The organism is Pseudomonas medicaginis, assembly GCF_965119365.1.
In the GTDB taxonomy this organism is placed as follows: Bacteria; Pseudomonadota; Gammaproteobacteria; order Pseudomonadales; family Pseudomonadaceae; genus Aquipseudomonas.
Genome location: NZ_OZ221631.1, coordinates 1,353,590 through 1,369,135, shown reverse-complemented (window position 1 = coordinate 1,369,135; position 15,546 = coordinate 1,353,590). Strand labels below are relative to the sequence as shown.

General features: G+C 51.9%; 14 protein-coding genes. 10 read left to right on the top strand and 4 right to left on the bottom strand.

What is annotated here, in order from left to right; translation table 11 throughout:
- The first annotated feature begins 83 nt into the window (after positions 1-83).
- The 6 genes from ACMTA2_RS05895 (at position 84) to ACMTA2_RS05870 (ending at position 6,672) form a co-directional block, all read left to right on the top strand.
- On the top strand, positions 84-986 hold the full coding sequence (locus tag ACMTA2_RS05895) for a LysR family transcriptional regulator (protein WP_413794102.1): 903 nt from the start codon (positions 84-86) through the stop codon (positions 984-986).
- A gap of 369 nt (positions 987-1,355) precedes the next feature.
- Positions 1,356-1,685: a hypothetical protein gene (locus ACMTA2_RS05890; protein WP_413794101.1), complete on the top strand. Its 330-nt coding sequence runs from the start codon at positions 1,356-1,358 to the stop codon at positions 1,683-1,685.
- 367 nt (positions 1,686-2,052) lie between these two features.
- Positions 2,053-3,215 (top strand): IS3 family transposase gene (locus ACMTA2_RS05885; RefSeq protein WP_413792255.1). Its coding sequence is split into 2 segments (ribosomal slippage): positions 2,053-2,305 and positions 2,305-3,215, totalling 1,164 coding nucleotides; the frame shifts between segments, so codons are not numbered across the junction.
- 222 nt (positions 3,216-3,437) lie between these two features.
- Complete coding sequence (locus ACMTA2_RS05880) at positions 3,438-4,271, top strand: vWA domain-containing protein (RefSeq protein ID WP_413794100.1); 834 nt, start codon at positions 3,438-3,440, stop codon at positions 4,269-4,271.
- Positions 4,272-4,273: 2 nt separating this feature from the next.
- The gene (locus tag ACMTA2_RS05875) at positions 4,274-5,005 is read left to right on the top strand and encodes a hypothetical protein (protein WP_413794099.1); all 732 of its coding nucleotides are present in this window, start codon (positions 4,274-4,276) and stop codon (positions 5,003-5,005) included.
- Positions 5,006-5,013: 8 nt separating this feature from the next.
- On the top strand, positions 5,014-6,672 hold the full coding sequence (locus ACMTA2_RS05870; protein ID WP_413794098.1) for a protein kinase family protein: 1,659 nt from the start codon (positions 5,014-5,016) through the stop codon (positions 6,670-6,672).
- 56 nt (positions 6,673-6,728) lie between these two features.
- Here ACMTA2_RS05870 and ACMTA2_RS05865 read toward each other — a convergent pair whose 3' ends face one another.
- The 3 genes from ACMTA2_RS05865 to ACMTA2_RS05855 all read right to left on the bottom strand — a co-directional run bounded on the left by ACMTA2_RS05865 (position 6,729) and on the right by ACMTA2_RS05855 (position 11,896).
- Entirely contained in the window at positions 6,729-10,289 is a 3,561-nt protein-coding gene (locus tag ACMTA2_RS05865; protein WP_413794097.1) for an SIR2 family NAD-dependent protein deacylase, read from the bottom strand.
- Positions 10,290-10,490: 201 nt separating this feature from the next.
- Positions 10,491-10,850, bottom strand: coding sequence for a DUF6124 family protein (locus ACMTA2_RS05860; RefSeq protein WP_413794096.1), 360 nt, complete (start codon positions 10,848-10,850; stop codon positions 10,491-10,493).
- 479 nt (positions 10,851-11,329) lie between these two features.
- The gene (locus tag ACMTA2_RS05855) at positions 11,330-11,896 is read right to left on the bottom strand and encodes a helix-turn-helix domain-containing protein (protein ID WP_413794095.1); all 567 of its coding nucleotides are present in this window, start codon (positions 11,894-11,896) and stop codon (positions 11,330-11,332) included.
- A 150-nt stretch (positions 11,897-12,046) separates the two neighbouring features.
- Between ACMTA2_RS05855 and ACMTA2_RS05850 the strand changes: the two genes are divergently transcribed.
- The 4 genes from ACMTA2_RS05850 to ACMTA2_RS05835 all read left to right on the top strand — a co-directional run bounded on the left by ACMTA2_RS05850 (position 12,047) and on the right by ACMTA2_RS05835 (position 15,014).
- Positions 12,047-12,829 (top strand): aldolase, encoded by a 783-nt coding sequence (locus ACMTA2_RS05850; RefSeq protein ID WP_413794094.1) that lies wholly within the window; start codon positions 12,047-12,049, stop codon positions 12,827-12,829.
- 19 nt (positions 12,830-12,848) lie between these two features.
- Positions 12,849-13,736, top strand: a complete 888-nt coding sequence (locus ACMTA2_RS05845; RefSeq protein WP_413794093.1) for a dihydrodipicolinate synthase family protein — start codon at positions 12,849-12,851, stop codon at positions 13,734-13,736.
- A gap of 84 nt (positions 13,737-13,820) precedes the next feature.
- Entirely contained in the window at positions 13,821-14,081 is a 261-nt protein-coding gene (locus ACMTA2_RS05840; RefSeq protein WP_413794092.1) for a Rho-binding antiterminator, read from the top strand.
- A 600-nt stretch (positions 14,082-14,681) separates the two neighbouring features.
- Positions 14,682-15,014 (top strand): type II toxin-antitoxin system HicB family antitoxin, encoded by a 333-nt coding sequence (locus tag ACMTA2_RS05835; RefSeq protein WP_413794091.1) that lies wholly within the window; start codon positions 14,682-14,684, stop codon positions 15,012-15,014.
- A gap of 41 nt (positions 15,015-15,055) precedes the next feature.
- On the opposite strand, the gene ACMTA2_RS05830 is transcribed toward ACMTA2_RS05835, so the two are convergent.
- Positions 15,056-15,331: a DUF2442 domain-containing protein gene (locus ACMTA2_RS05830; RefSeq protein WP_413794090.1), complete on the bottom strand. Its 276-nt coding sequence runs from the start codon at positions 15,329-15,331 to the stop codon at positions 15,056-15,058.
- Positions 15,332-15,546: the final 215 nt, after the last annotated feature.

The window sequence follows — 15,546 nt, the reverse complement described above, 5'->3', positions numbered from 1 at the left end:
AACTATGTATTCATACCTGCGCATTGATAAGATGGTCTATTCGAATACATTTCATGCTGAAATTGCATGAATGAGAGGCCTGGATGGATCGACTGCTGCTGATGACCTGCTTTGTTCGCGCTGTCGAGACAGGAAGCTTCTCGGCTGCGGGGCGTGACCTGAGGCTGGGGCAACCCAACGTCAGCCGCTATGTGGCGGCGCTGGAAGATCATCTGCAAACCAGGCTGCTTCACCGGTCCACACGCAAGCTTGCCCTCACCCCCGAGGGAGAACGCTACTACGCAGATGTCCGGCGTATTCTCGACGCCGTGGAAGAATCGGAATCGTCCCTCAGGGAAAACATCACCCCGTCCGGCTTGTTGCGAGTCGCCTGCCCGACCGCGCTAGCCCACGCATTCGTGGTGCCCCATGTAGCCCGCTTCCTGGCTCGCTATCCCGAGTTGACGCTCGACCTGCAGATCAGTGATCGGTACGTGAATCTGGTCGACGAAGGGGCTGAACTGGCGATTCGCATCGGGCACCTGGAAGACAGCGCAATGCGCGCCCGGCCCCTGGGCTGGTTCGAGCGCGTGTGCGTCGCCAGCAACGAGTACCTGGCCAAACACGGAAGCCCCACGATCCCCAATGACCTGAGAACGCACGAGTGCCTGATCTATACCTTGCTGTCGACAGGCACCACCTGGCGCTTCCGGGATATCGATGTTCCCGTCTCCGGCAGACTCCGGGTCAGTTCACCTGAGGCCATACGCGAGTGCGTAAACGCGGGGCTGGGGATCGCACAGGGGCCCGAATGGCTTTACGAGGAGGGGCTGAAAAATGGCAATCTGCGGGTATTGCTGAGGGAGCACGCAGCGCCGGCCGTTCCTGTTCAGATCATCTACGTTGCCGACCGGCTTCTTCCCAGGAGGGCTGTTGTTTTTATGGACTTTATTGCTGAGGTGTTTGCGAAGAGTTCTGCGTTTAGGGATCGGCCTGGGGGGGTGTAGTTGCACTGGGCGGGGTTGGTAACAAAGGAGACGGACCGGCTCAACCATAGCCATAGAAAATAAACCTTCCCCTTTTTTCTCGGGGCACCATCTTAAAAAAAGACCTTGAAATTCAAGGTCTTTTTTTTCGTCTGCAGAAAAGTGATTGGCGATGACCCAAGCCAATCCCCGATGATTGGCTTGGGTCTGCTTGGGTCATGGCTAATCACCCCCTTTGTGGCGAGGGGATTTATCCCCGCTGGGGCGCGAAGCGGCCCCCAAATACCCACGCCCCCAGCATCCCCAAGGTCGGTCCCAACCCGCTTCCCAAGACATGAGCCATCAACCCAGTCTCACCACATCCCCCTCACCCAGTCACTAAGGACTTCCATGGAATTGCTGCTGGAAACGGTCGCTCTTTACTCGCTGAAACTGGCTTATGAGACGGAAGGCCACAGCCCGATCCTGCGGGATGATCCGTTGATGGGCGGGTGTGATCGGGAGGTGTTTGGGTTGTTGGTGCGGCGGGGGGATGTTCGAGGGATTCAGGCCAAGTTGGAGCGGTGTTTGGTGTTGGCATTGGAGGCGGCTGGAGGCCCCGATACGGTTCTAGGTCGCGAACTGCAGCGCTTGGCGGTAGAGTCCAGCGCTATACGGACTATGGAGCAGTTTGCGGCTCCACTAATCGCCCTTAGAGATTATCTAAAAGATATTCAGTGAATAGCGAGGTTGTGACATAAGCGCCAGAAGTTGAAATAGAACTCATGGTGGGCAAGCATTTGAAATAACAAAAATTTTTGTGACTTCCTGATCCTCATATCGCATCAACGCCTCATACATCAAGCAAGCCAACAAGCAAACATCTCGGACAACAGGGATCGGAGTAACCCATTGAGATGGCAACGAAAGAATTTCGCTTGACACACGGAGCCATTTCTCACGCGATATGGTCAGCCCCCCTACTCCTACCTGCTAACGATAAGCCTGGACGGACGGCATGCAGCACGCCTTGAAACGTCAAACTGTAGTGGTCTAATGAAACCGGACACCCATTTAGGCGAGAATGCTCGCCAGAACGAGGTGTCAGATGACCAAACAACGCCGTACCTTTTCCCCTGAATTCAAACGCGAGGCTGCCGACCTCGTTCTCAAGCAGAATTACAGCTTCATTGAGGCCAGCCGCTCGCTTGGTGTCGGCGAGTCGGCTTTGCGCCGATGGGTCGACCAGGTGCAGCAAGAACGCACGGGCGTCACCCCGCAGAGCAAAGCGCTGACTCCGGAGCAGCAGAAAATCCAAGAGCTGGAAGCCCGAATTGCTCGCCTTGAGCGGGAAAAGTCGATCTTAAAAAAGGCTACCGCGCTCTTGATGTCGGAAGATCTCGAGCGTTCGCGCTGATTGACCAGTTGAGCACCCACGAGCCGGTTGATTGGCTGTGCAAGGTGTTTGAAGTGACCCGCTCGTGCTACTACGCTCGGCGTCTCAGGCGCCGCACACCGGATGTAGAACGCCTTCGACTGCGCAGTCAGGTGAACGAGTTGTTCACCCAAGGCCGGAGTGCTCCCGGTAGCCGTAGCATCATGGCCATGATGCAGGACGACGGCGAGCAGATCGGGCGATTCAAGGTGCGCAGCCTGATGCGCGAGTTGGAGTTGGTCAGCAAGCAACCTGGATCGCATGCTTACAAAAAGGCAACGGTCGAGCGGCCCGACATTCCTAATATTTTGAACCGGGAGTTTGATGTGCCCGCTCCTGACCACGTCTGGTGTGGCGATATCACTTACATCTGGGCTCAAGGAAAATGGCAGTATCTGGCGGTTGTGCTAGATCTTTTTGCCCGCCGTGTTGTGGGTTGGGCGTTGTCGGGAAAACCGGATGCGGACTTGGTCATCAAGGCCTTGGACATGGCTTACGAGCAACGAGGGAAGCCTCAAGGTTTGCTGTTCCACTCCGACCAGGGCTCGCAATATGGAAGCCGGAGTTTTCGCCAGCGCCTTTGGCGATATCGCATGCGTCAGAGCATGAGTCGGCGAGGAAATTGTTGGGATAATGCGCCGATGGAGCGGGTGTTCAGGAGCCTGAAAACCGAGTGGATACCGACCATGGGCTACACGACGGTCCAACAAGCTCAGCGGGATATCAGCCATTTTTTGATGCACCGGTACAACTGGATTCGACCGCACCAATTTAATGGTGGGCTGCCACCGGCTCAGGCCGAGAAAAAACTTAACGTCGTGTCCGGGCTTAGTTGACCACTACAAACGATATCTAAGGCGGGAGCCTAATAACCGATGCTGGTCAAAAACTCCTACAAAATCGATTCTACCAACCGATAGAGATATTCAGCTTACCTACAAAACCCTAGGCGACTCATTTCCCCTCCCGCATCCAAATTTCAGGAAATTGTGATTCCAGAATGATTTCAAAATGCTATATGATCGAGCTCTGGAGAGTCGATCACCAATGAGGGTTCTATGAGTTACAGTGCCGAAATTAGCCGTACCAGTCCAACTGCATTCCTATTCTTGGTCGACCAGTCCGGATCGATGCAAGACACCATGGCAAATGGGAAGTCGAAAGCCCAATTCGTAGCGGATGTTCTAAATCGTACTTTTGCCACGTTGATTACCCGCTGCACGAAGTCCGAGGGCACTCGGGATTATTTCGAGATTGGTGTTTTGGGTTACTCCGGCGCTATTGCTGAGAACGGGTTGTCGGGGGCGCTTTCGGGAACAATTTTGCACCCGATCTCTCAGATTGAAGCCCATCCTTTGCGCGTTGAAGACCGGGTCAAACGGGTTGATGATGGCGCAGGCGGCTTGGTAGAGCAGTCTATTAAGTTCCCGGTTTGGTTCGAGCCTAAAGCAGGTGGGGGCACTCCGATGTGCAACGCCATTACAACCGCGGCGGAGCAGTTAGTTACTTGGTGTGATACACATCCGGACAGCTACCCCCCGACAGTTTTGCATGTCACTGATGGTGAATCGACTGATGGAAGTCCCGAAAGTCTGGCTCAGCAGCTCCAACAAATCAGCACCAGCGATGGGAATGTTCTGTTATTCAACCTCCACGTGAGTACTAGTGGCGGAGACCCAGTAAAATTTCCTGCTTCTGACGTAGGTTTGAGTGATGGCTACGCAAAATTGTTGTTCCGTATGTCCAGCCCCCTGCCCGTGCATCTCCATAGAGTTGCAGAAGAGAAAGGTATCAACGCGACGATGGAGTCTCGGGGTTTTGTTTTTAACGGCGACATCGCCGAAATTGTCGATTTCTTTGATATTGGCACTCGGGCTGCCCAGTTGCGTTGACTATGACATTTCGAATTCTTTTCGATGGGACAGTAGCCAAGCACCTCGATGCGCCACATGACAACGAGGATGCTTACCGTATTGCTCAGGATAGAGAGCGTGTAGTGCTATCAGATGGCGCCTCCGAGTCCTTCGATGCCAATAGCTGGGCGAACCTAGTGGCGGATCAATTTTTAGATTCTGAGCCGTCGGACGAGCAGCTTAACTTGTGTATTGAGGCTTATGGACGGCTTCACGATCCTCAAACATTATCTTGGTCCAAAGCGGCTGCGTACGAGCGTGGCAGTTTTGCCACGCTGGTGACGGCACAGAATGATTCCAATCGAAAAACGGTAACAGTCACGATTTTAGGCGATAGCCTTGTCGCTTGGTGCAAAAGCAATGGCGAAATTGAAACAGCTCCTTATGTCCATGCTCATCAGTTCGGTGAAAAGCCAACTCTATTAGCCACTCGCAGAGAACTGAACGTTGAAGTGATTATCAGCAACCAAGGGCCTTGGACTCGAAGAGAGTGGCATTATGACCAGCAAGATACATGCTTGCTTCTGTGCATGACCGATGCGCTAGGCGCATGGCTACTGCACCACCAAGAGCAAGGCGACTCGAACGCCTTTAAGCGGCTTAGCGAAATCAGGGATCAAGAGGCTTTTCTTGAGTTAGTAGAGACTGAGCGAGCTTCCGGTGCAATGCGTAGAGATGACACTACCTTGATTATTGCTATCCCCACCATCTGACGTAAACCATGGCATACCCGACCTTAGAACAATACAACGAAGCCTTGCAGTCCCCGCAATTGGTACTGCAAGACGCCGAGTTGAAACATGGACGATTAAAGACCTCCGGATTGGGCCTTCCCTTGGCTTTGTGCGGCGGTTTTGCGTTGACATATACCGTTGACGTATCGGGTAAGCGGTTCGCACTACGTTGTTTTCACAAAGAGTCGCGGGAGCTTGAGCAACGCTATAGAGCAATTTCCGCACGAATCAAGCAACTCGCAAGCCCCTATTTTTTGCCTTTCGATTTCATCCCAAATGGAATTCGTATACAAGGATCGATGTACCCCATAGTTAAAATGGCATGGGCCCAAGGGCGCACTCTAGCTGAGTTCTTAGAAAGCGAGCATCAAAATACTCAAGCGCTTCAACGTTTACGACAAGCTCTCGCCAAGCTAGCAGGATTCCTTGAACAAAATCAAATTGCTCATGGTGATATTCAGCCCGAAAACGTTATGGTGAGTGTAGACGGTGGAACAGTACAGCTGATCGATTATGATGGAATGTTCGTTGAAGGGTTCAAAGGGGCTATTGCGACCGAGTTAGGCCAGGTCAACTTCCAGCATCCGAAGCGAACCGCAAAAGACTTCAATGAAAAACTCGATCGCTTCTCTTTCCTCACCTTAGATGTTGCCCTTCACGCACTAACAATTTCTCCTTCGCTGTGGAATGTCTCTCGCTCAGAACCCAGCGCAGTAGTGTTTCGGCGAAATGACTTTCTCGACCCTGGATCTTCAATAATTTTCGGGGAGGTTCTAAAGCTTTCTGGCGTGGCAAATCACGCTAAAAACCTAGCCAAAGTGGTCATAGGAGAATTTCAAAGTGTTCCGACGCTTGCGAACTTTCTTCAGGACAAAGGAGTTATCGGCGGGGAGATTATATTCAAACAAAAGACAATACCGTCCACTGTGGGATATCAGGGTGCCTACCCAGTCTGCGACGCCAAAAAATATGCTCAAGTGCTTGCTCAAGTAGGCAGCCGCATCGAGCTTATTGGACAAATCCATTCTATTAGAACTGGATGGGGAGCTAATAAAAAACCATACATATTTGTGAATTTTTCTGACTGGCGTGGACAAGCTGTAAAACTATCCATCTGGTCCGACGGCATGAAGGCAATCGGATCTAACATACCTGACAAGTCTTGGCTAGGACGCTGGTTATCAATAACAGGACTGGTCGATCCTCCTTATAAAGGCCAAGCCAAAGCGGTTAGCTATACACACCTTTCAATAACTATTACCGCGCCTGGGCAGATACAGCAGTTGCCAGAGCAAGAAGCTCAATTCCGACTTCGCAGCCTCGGCTCACCGCTCGCTGCCAACCCTGTTCTTAGTCGAAACTCTGACATTCTTTCAACTATGGGAAAGGGCCGAGGCACTTCAACGCTCCCAACTCAGAGCCCTCCACCGAATATTGCTCCTCCGAAAAGTTCCAATCGGCAACTACTTGAACGGATGCAAGCTCAGACGTCCCAAGCGATTCGTCCGACCGCTGCTACTCCTAAAGTGCCAACTGCTGCGCCGAGGCCTATAAGCGCTCCGAAACGATCCTCAGGAACCGACTGGATTGTGTGGTTGTTTTTTATAATCGTAGGGATTAGTCTGTTACGAGCCTGCGTTAAATAATCCACTCTCAGCTTAATGGCTTACTCGTTCCCCATTGCGAGAGCCTAATCTGCCTTCTACTTATAATCTAGCACCGCAAATCTGACCTCAGGGAGCGCATCGCCTTCCCCTTCCGTTAGAATCCTAAGTAACTCCTCATCTCCAGCACCTTCTTTCTCAAGCAGATCTTTTGCAAGCTTTATACAGGCTGCTCGCACTAAAGAAACACCTACAGCCTCCCTACTATAATGAGAAACTTTTTTATAATCTGAGTTATCAAAAATCATAGGAACGGCCTCTATTAAAGCTTCAACATCTCCACCAAGCAAAACTCCTTTTTCATATATTTTATTAGCTATCAATAATAAATCAGACAAACCGGACAAACCGGACATTCGACTTGAGCCGATCAAATAGATTAGCCTTGAGCTCAATCCAATGACAGCTGACGCTTCGGCTTGTAAATCACTCCACTTCAACAAGGCATAAGCAGAATAAATAGTTTTATACGCCTCCTTATCTTGCAGTCCTTGCCGAATAATTTTCTCAACTCTTCCCGAAAAACAGACATCACTAACTGCAAAATATACAAAGGCCATTATAACCTGCGGCGAACCAACTTCAGCATAAAAAGCGAGAAGCCTGTCAAAATTCTCTTCATTTAAAAAACTCGCTGGCATCGCTGGAACAATTGAACGAGAAAGCGCGTCACCAATAGACCTTAGTATACGTTTATTTTCACCACCAGAAAGCCAAGAATAGTCGCTTTCTACAACTTTTGGCCTCCACTCCGTTAACTGAGCAAAATAATTACATGCTTGAACCTCGTTCGGCAACTCTCGCACCCCATCGGCCTCTGCGGCATTCGAGATACTCGTCAATAGTAACGGATCAAAAATCCACTCTCCTTCAGCTTCAAACAAATATTTTCTGATATTCGTTCGAATTAAATTAGAAGCCTGCCCACCAAGCTTTATTAATACATGCTTTAACAGACCAACCTCTGGCAGATTACCGTAATTCGGTTGCTCTCCCCAAATGCACTTAATTATTTTCTCCTGCTCACCCAACTTTAAAAAACTAGAATCTAACAATGGTAGCAACCGAAGCAAAGCGGATGAGCTTTCATCAGAGCAAGGAGATATGCAATCAATTATCTCATCGATGCGTTTATCGATAGCTGCGCTGTCCGGCCTGCTAGTAGCTGGAAATTTAATTATTGGATTGGGCCAATTATGAACCATCCCTCGGCCCATTTCTCTTTGAAGCGGAAAAGATAAAGCAACCAACAACAACTCATGATGCATTGATCTAGGAACGCTCGCCAGCGCATACTTTGTCAGATGAGCTAGAGACTCCGAAAAAATATGCCGTTGGCAAAGCTCATTTTTTCCAAGCTCAACGGCCAATATAAAGAGTTGCTTTGCTTGTTGAATCGAAGCTCGAACAGATAAGCGAGACAGTACTTCAATAAAAATCCGCAGTCGGTTTACCGGGTACTCCTCATTCTGCTTCGTCCTTTCCAAGAGCCTTGACTTCCAGTACTCAACTGCACGCACACAAGAACTTAACAACAAATCGGCGTGCTGCTGATCCATGCAAGCTATTTTCATTCTTGATAAAACCTTTTCAAGAACCTTTGAAGCATCGCTATTAGCTGCCCTTATTGCAAGTACAAAACAATCCACACCTATCTCATCAAGTTCAGCCAACTTCGCGGCAGGATTAACCAAGAGTGAAACATCATTCCAACGCAATGGCATGCCTACCGAATTCGATACACCCTCAAGCAATAGCAATGGATGCAATCCATTTTTGAACGTGATTTGAGTAGAATTATCCCTATAGCTACCGGGTTCAAAAGCTGGCTCAATTCCCTGCTGCTTCTCTTGCCCCTCTAAGGCTTCTGAAACCTGTAACTTAATCATCTCAATATGGTCCCAAGGATCACATTTCGATTCCTGATAAATAGAAGGAAACTCTTCAAAGATAACTCCAGGCCTTGTTAATGCAATCCCTCGCACCAACCAGTGAGCCCACGCCAGCCTAGAAAAAATAAATATTGAAGCTCTATCATGACGATGCTGCCCCAACAACTCTTTATAAGCCTCAGTTATCAACACCTCTCCTTCTACAAAGCGCCCTAAATCTGCCAGCAACGAAGCTTTCCTCAACTTCCAAACAGGAGTTCTAGTAGAAATTTTCTTTATACTCTCCTCTAAACCTGAATAATCTAATTCGTCTCGCGCTATGATTGCCTCATGAAATGCTATTTCATCAGCACATTCAGGCCAATACCCAACATTTGTGTTTATTATATTTGTAGCCATTTCCTTTATTAAAGCAAACTCTTCATCTTCGTGCCAACGCGTATTTTTTAGAAGCAAAACAGAAATTTCTAGCTGCTGCCTCTTGGTCAAAGCGCAGGGCCTATCAGGGTCGCAAATATTGACGAACTCCTTCGCTAGCCAGAGAGGAAGCACTTCATATGTCACATCATATCGCCACGCAATTTCGTACAATAATGCAACACGAGTTTCTTTAGACATTTCAGAAACAATGGACCTTGAAGGGTACGGATCACAAATTTGACTTTCAAGCTTCCTTCGTATTGTACTGGGACATACCAACCATCCTGGATAGGTCTCGCGATCTTTCTTTAACTTTTCAAGTTGAGCCTCAAGCAATTTAGACGCGTATAAAGGATCTTTATGCATCCTGTCGTGCTCATGCGTGGAAACAGTAGGCCGTTGAAGATTTGTGGGAGACCATTCCCAAGCATTTTTTGGCTTCAGCTCCTTCAAGGTGGACAAAAATATTTTTGTAGCTTCCAGATGCTTGGTATCGTGACTGTCATATTTTTCGACTAGCGGCCCTAAATCTATAGGAGCTACATTTATAGATTCTAGGTATTTACGCTTTGCTGCAGTTAAATCCAATGCACCAACAAGATATATACGCCTAGCGTTACATGCTAAGTGATCACGAACCCAACCTGCCCATTGCAAAAAATTTGGATCATCTCCTGAAAAACCTAACAAACAAAGCTCATTCTCAATAAAAACTTGTCGCCCAAAATTTACGAAAGCAGCGTGTTGCATTGGATACTTACGATAATCCTCTTGAGTAAAAACCAAATGATTGGTGACATTCACCGTCCCATGCAACTTAACTATTCGAGGTGAACGAGCTTGGGAAAGGTCCTCCTGCCTCAAAACCAGATTATAAATCGGATGATGCACTTCTAGTGAAGCGCGCTCAAGCAACGTATCCCAATTGGTAGTCAGAACCTCAGACCAAGGAAGCTCTAGCAAACTCCTGTGTAGTTCTCCTGGTACCCAGGAGGCATCATTAATTGTGTTTTTAATTAAATCTCGCAGAGCTTGGTTACCAAAATATGCACTGTACTCCTCAGCCAAACGTAGTGGATCATTACCATTCCAAGCAGCTAAATCTTTAGCCAAGAGCACTGAAAAATCATTCCAAAGTGGTAATTTCTTATCAGTTTCCCCAGTCGAAGCACCGCATCGACTAAACCCTGCTCCGACCATAACAGCAGCACCGTGATATGCGTTACTCTGTTGCCAAAGCGCAGCTGCAAGTTGTTTCAAGGACGAGTAATCGGGAAAATCCATCATTTTTTTTCAACTTCCATGTTAAATAGCTACTGGCAACCAAAACTGAATTACACAATTAAGACATGTCAAGACACTTCTACACAGAACACTCTTTCTCCCCCTATTCTTCATTCAGCTAAATATAGGTTTACTTGTCATATAAATCAAAAAGGCCTTGCTCGCAAGACCTTTTATTACGTGAGAAGCGACTCACCTACTCAGCTACCTATCCTCAACAATATCCAACGCCCGATTCGCCAACAGCTCACTCACCTCAATCACCTGCAAAATCCCCAACGCAACCCGCCGCCGTGACCCATCCAGATCAAACGCCAAATCACTGATCATGGCATTCGCCGAAGCCAAATTCTCACTAAGATTCGCAAGCAAACACTCAGAATCAACCCCCGGATCAATCCGTAAAATGGAGTCGGACTTGTCAGACGTTTCGTTCTTAGCCTTAGGCTTCAGATAAAAATCCAACGCTCGCGTGGCAGCGTCGTCGATTTTCTTGTTGCGGGCAGATTGGGCGCGGGACGTAGGTTCGTCTGCCGCAGGAGGATTCGGTGTAACTTTTACCATCGTCTTGCTTCCTGTAGTAGGAGCCATCACCCACTCGCTGCTAAACGATGGGAGGCAGCTGTACGCAGGTTAGCAGACCGGGGAAACAAGAAACCGGCGCGTCCGGGGACGCCCTGCGCACAGCCACCATCAAGTGCAGGAAAGGAATCCTGACTGGATGACGCCTTGCACAACCTGTTTCACCACGAGCTGCTAAACCCGATCACTGACCATCAGTGACAGGTCCAAAACTACCGACGCAACCCCAGGCGCACAAGCCGGCGGATTCTGGCGTAGTTGTAGGCAAAGGCGCAAGGCGCTGTGGCTTGGCGAGCTTTCGTCGCTGGTGTCTGTCGGTCTTTACTGACAGGACGCCACTCGACTGGTCCGAGCAGATGCCCGATGCCGTTCGGCGCTTATTAGGAGGGGGCTGCTGCGCAGCCCAGCGGGAGCAAGCTCCCTCGCCACGTTGTTTACCAATGACATTGCAATCGAAGCCGCTAGGCGCCCTCGCCCTTCTCCGACGACTCATCACTGTGCACCACCACCAGCAACTGCGCCTGGACGTCGCCCACCGAACGCAACCGATGGGGCTTCTGTGCATTGAAATGCAGGGCATCGCCGCGGTTCAGCAGCATGCGCTCGTTCATGAAGTCCACTTCCACCTGGCCCTCGTGCACGAACAGGAATTCCTCCCCCGTGTGTTCCTTGAACGCGTGATGCGCCGTGAACTCAGCCGCTGGATAGAGGATGAAGGGCAGTAGGCTGCGCTCGGACACTTGGTGGGCCAAGACCGCGTATTCGGAGCTGCCGCTGCTCGCCGCCAGGGATTGGCGGTCTTCGCTGCGCACCAGGCTGTAGCTGTCGAGGGGGACGCTTTCTTCGGAGAAAAGCTCCTCGACTTTCACGCTCAGGGCCTTGGCGAGCTTGAGCGCCGTGGCGATGGAGGGCGTGCTCAGCCCCCGCTCCACCTTGGACAGGTAGCTCTTGGTCATCCCGGTTTTTTCGGCCAGGACGTCCAGTGTCATGCCGAGTTTTTTCCTGAGCAATTTCAAGCGAATGGACATAGGTAACCAACATTTCCAGAGAAACGGACAATCTGCGATTGCAGATGACACTTTGTGTCATATAGTCTATTTAGTGTCATTAGCACCTTCCCTTCACAGCTTCCATGACGCGGATCAAGAACGGTCAAAGAACGAATCAGGAGAACGGGTATGAGCAAGACACTGGCGACGCCCAAGGACCAGTTGGTCCAGCATGCTGTTAACCAGATGCAGAAAACACTGCCGGATAATACGTGGACTGTACGACAAAAGCTGGCCCTGACCTGCCGCATCCTGTTCGAGAACGGCCACGACTCAGGGCTGGCGGGGCAGATTACCGCGCGCGGGCCGCAACCGGGCACCTATTACACCCAGCAATTGGGCCTGGGGTTCGACGAGATCACCGCCGGCAACCTGCTGCTGGTCAATGAAGACCTGGAGGTGCTGGAGGGCCATGGCATGCCCAACCCGGCCAACCGCTTCCATACCTGGGTCTACCGCGCCCGACCGGACGTGAATTGCATCATCCACACCCACCCGACCCACATCGCCGCGCTGTCGATGCTGGAAGTACCCTTGCAGATTTCCCACATGGACCTCTGCCCGCTGTACGAAGACTGCGCGTTCCTGGAGGGCTGGCCGGGCGTGCCGGTGGGCAATGAGGAAGGCGAATTGATCGCCGGTGCCCTGGGCGACAAGCGCGCCATCCTGCTTTCCCACCACGGCCAGTTGTCCACCGGTGCCACCGTGGAGGAAGCCTGCAACATCGCCCAATTGATCGAACGCGCCGCGAAGCTGCAATTGCTGGCCATGGCCGCCGGCGAGGTGAAACCGATCCTGCCGCACCTGGGCCGCGAAGCCCACGACTGGATCGCCCGCCCGAAGCGCCACGCGGCCGCCTTCAATTACTACGCCCGGCAGAACTTGCGCCAACACGCCGATTGCCTGAACTGAACCCATTAGGAGCGAAGCCATGTCTACCCCCAACATCCACGGCATCATCGGTTACACCATCACGCCCTTCTCCGCCGACGGCCAGGGCTTGGACCTGGACGCGCTGGGCCAGTCCATCGACCGTCTGATCGACAGCGGCGCCCACGCCATCGCGCCCTTGGGCAGCACGGGCGAAGGCGCCTACCTGAGCGACGCCGAGTGGGACCAGGTCGCCGAGTTCAGCATCGCCCGCGTCGCCGGTCGGGTGCCGACGGTGGTCAGCGTGTCGGACCTGACCACCGCCAAGGCAGTGCGCCGCGCACGCTTTGCCCAGGCAAAGGGCGCCGACGTGGTGATGGTGTTGCCGGCCTCGTACTGGAAACTGAGCGAGGCGGAAATCCTCGCGCACTACCAGGCCATCGGCGCCAGCATCGACCTGCCCATCATGCTTTATAACAACCCGGCCACCAGCGGCATCGACATGTCGGTGGAGCTGATTCTGCGGATTTTCAACGCGGTGGATAACGTCACTATGGTCAAGGAAAGCACCGGCGACATTCAGCGCATGCACAAGCTGCAGGTGCTGGGCGAAGGCCAGGTGCCGTTCTACAACGGTTGCAACCCATTGGCCCTGGAAGCCTTCGCGGCCGGCGCCAAGGGCTGGTGCACCGCCGCGCCGAACCTGATCCCACAGCTCAACCTCGACCTGTACGCCGCCGTCCTGTCCAACGACCTGAGCCAGGCCCGGGCGTTGTTCTATCGTCAATTGCCACTGCTGGATTTCATTCTCAAGGGCGGTTTGCCGGCCACTATCAAGGCCGGTTTGCGTACGCTTGGCCTGGAGGTTGGCGATCCGCGTCTGCCGGTTTTTCCACTGGATGACGCCCGTAACGAGCAACTGCAGGCGATGTTGAAACAATTGCTCTGATTCACGAAGGGCGCTGAGTTCTAATCTTGCGACGGACAGGTGGCGTCCCAACCTGTCCGGTCGCTCCATTGGGGGTCACTTGAGATGAAGACCTATCAACCGTTGAACTGCGACCTGCATGACTACCTGGAGATTGCCTGCCTGTACGGCTACACGTTGGACATTGAGCTGATTGACGGCCAACGCCTGACAGCCCGGGCGATCACCACGCGCACCGCACCCACGCGGGAGGAGTTTCTTGATGTGGACACTGCGGAAGGTCGCCTGGAGATTCGTCTCGATCAGTTATTGGCGATTACGCCGCAGGATGACAGCGCCCGGTTTGGTCGGGTTGTGCTGGTGTAGCGGAATCTGCCGGGCTGGGAGGTTTTGGGGCTGCTGCGCTGCCCAGCGGGAGCAAGCTCCCTCGCCACGGGGGAACTGCCTGTCGTCCCCTTTTTCGATAAGTGCCGGGGGGCTTTCGTCGTCAGGATGGAGGATAGGCCCCGTTAAACGCCTCGGCAAAATCTTCTGCCTTCGAAAAGAGCAGCATCTCCACGTCACTGATCTCGACCTCCAGTTTTCGAAAGACCGTCACCAACAACTGGATATAGGTCGAGCAGCGAGTTTTCCAGATTCGCGTGTAGAGAAAAGCCACGGCACTAAAGAGCAAGAGGAAAAAGTGCGGAGAGTAGCAACGCGCCGAGTGTTATCTTTTTTTATAGCGCTCAAACGCATGAAACAGGCACCGGAAAACCCTTGAAGCGATTCATGCACGCCAACGAATGCGGCGATAGTGTTTACTGACATTGAAGCCTTCGAAGTGCTGGAGCGCGAAGGTTCTCGGGTCAAGTTGACGCTGGGGGAGGCCTAATGGCGCTGCCATCGGCCACACCCTGGGAAAGAAGCCAAGAAATATCAGGTAGAAGAGGCCCGCGAATTTCTCCAGCGGGCAGGAGTTGAGCTATGAACAGCATGACTTATAAGGGCTACACAGCCCGAATTGAATTCGATGAGCATGACGACATCTTTGTCGGTCGAATTCTGGGTGTGCGTGACATCATCAGTTTTCACGCCGATTCCGTGACCGAGCTACGAGCGGAGTTTGCCAGTGCTGTTGAGGATTACTTGACGGACTGTGCCGAGCAAGGCGTCAGCCCTGAGAAGCCAGCCTCCGGCAAGGTGATGTTACGCATTCGTCCTGAAGTGCACGCTGCCGCTACCATTGCAGCCCAAACCGCTGGCAAAAGCCTGAACCAGTGGGCTGATGAGGTGTTTGAACGCGCAGCGCACATCTGACGTCAAATACACGGATTGACTTGAAAACCAACTGAGAATGCCTAGGTCGGCAGCACCTCACCCACTTGTTCCAGCGCCAATCGATGCAAGGTGACAGCCGCCAGTTCCAGGTCATCCCCCCAGCTCACGTCGAAGCCTCTTTCGCCCACTTGGACGGTACCGAACAACGGCAGGTCCTCCAGAGGCTTGAGTATCGGGAATTGTCGGATGTGTTCCCGCAGGTCAACGTCGTAGCGCTTACCGTTGGAAAACTCCACCTGCAAGACATGTTTGCCGGGGGCAGGCTTCACGCTGCTGATTCTGGCTTTGCTGATCATGGGTCAGCGCCTCCGATTCTGTTAATTCCATACACGCTGTCGGTCCGCAGTCTGATTGCCGCCCAATGACTGACATCCCCCGCTGACGCTTCAGCTTATTCAGCCCCTCAACAGCCAGCCCTACCTGTATTGAGGAAACCGGAACAACCACTTCAAGAAACCTCCTACATCGCGCCCCTCTCTTGCCGCGTTAGCGTCTGTCCTGCATTTAGCGG

Bases quoted from the DNA above. Each gene is read 5' to 3' on its own strand.
- ACMTA2_RS05850 (WP_413794094.1), top strand. From the start codon at position 12,047: ATGAGCAAGACACTGGCGACGCCCAAGGACCAGTTGGTCCAGCATGCT.
- ACMTA2_RS05855 (WP_413794095.1), bottom strand. From the start codon at position 11,896: ATGTCCATTCGCTTGAAATTGCTCAGGAAAAAACTCGGCATGACACTG.
- ACMTA2_RS05830 (WP_413794090.1), bottom strand. From the start codon at position 15,331: ATGATCAGCAAAGCCAGAATCAGCAGCGTGAAGCCTGCCCCCGGCAAA.
- ACMTA2_RS05845 (WP_413794093.1), top strand. From the start codon at position 12,849: ATGTCTACCCCCAACATCCACGGCATCATCGGTTACACCATCACGCCC.
- ACMTA2_RS05870 (WP_413794098.1), top strand. From the start codon at position 5,014: ATGGCATACCCGACCTTAGAACAATACAACGAAGCCTTGCAGTCCCCG.
- ACMTA2_RS05890 (WP_413794101.1), top strand. From the start codon at position 1,356: ATGGAATTGCTGCTGGAAACGGTCGCTCTTTACTCGCTGAAACTGGCT.
- ACMTA2_RS05840 (WP_413794092.1), top strand. From the start codon at position 13,821: ATGAAGACCTATCAACCGTTGAACTGCGACCTGCATGACTACCTGGAG.
- ACMTA2_RS05895 (WP_413794102.1), top strand. From the start codon at position 84: ATGGATCGACTGCTGCTGATGACCTGCTTTGTTCGCGCTGTCGAGACA.
- ACMTA2_RS05880 (WP_413794100.1), top strand. From the start codon at position 3,438: ATGAGTTACAGTGCCGAAATTAGCCGTACCAGTCCAACTGCATTCCTA.
- ACMTA2_RS05875 (WP_413794099.1), top strand. From the start codon at position 4,274: ATGACATTTCGAATTCTTTTCGATGGGACAGTAGCCAAGCACCTCGAT.
- ACMTA2_RS05835 (WP_413794091.1), top strand. From the start codon at position 14,682: ATGAACAGCATGACTTATAAGGGCTACACAGCCCGAATTGAATTCGAT.
- ACMTA2_RS05865 (WP_413794097.1), bottom strand. From the start codon at position 10,289: ATGATGGATTTTCCCGATTACTCGTCCTTGAAACAACTTGCAGCTGCG.
- ACMTA2_RS05860 (WP_413794096.1), bottom strand. From the start codon at position 10,850: ATGGTAAAAGTTACACCGAATCCTCCTGCGGCAGACGAACCTACGTCC.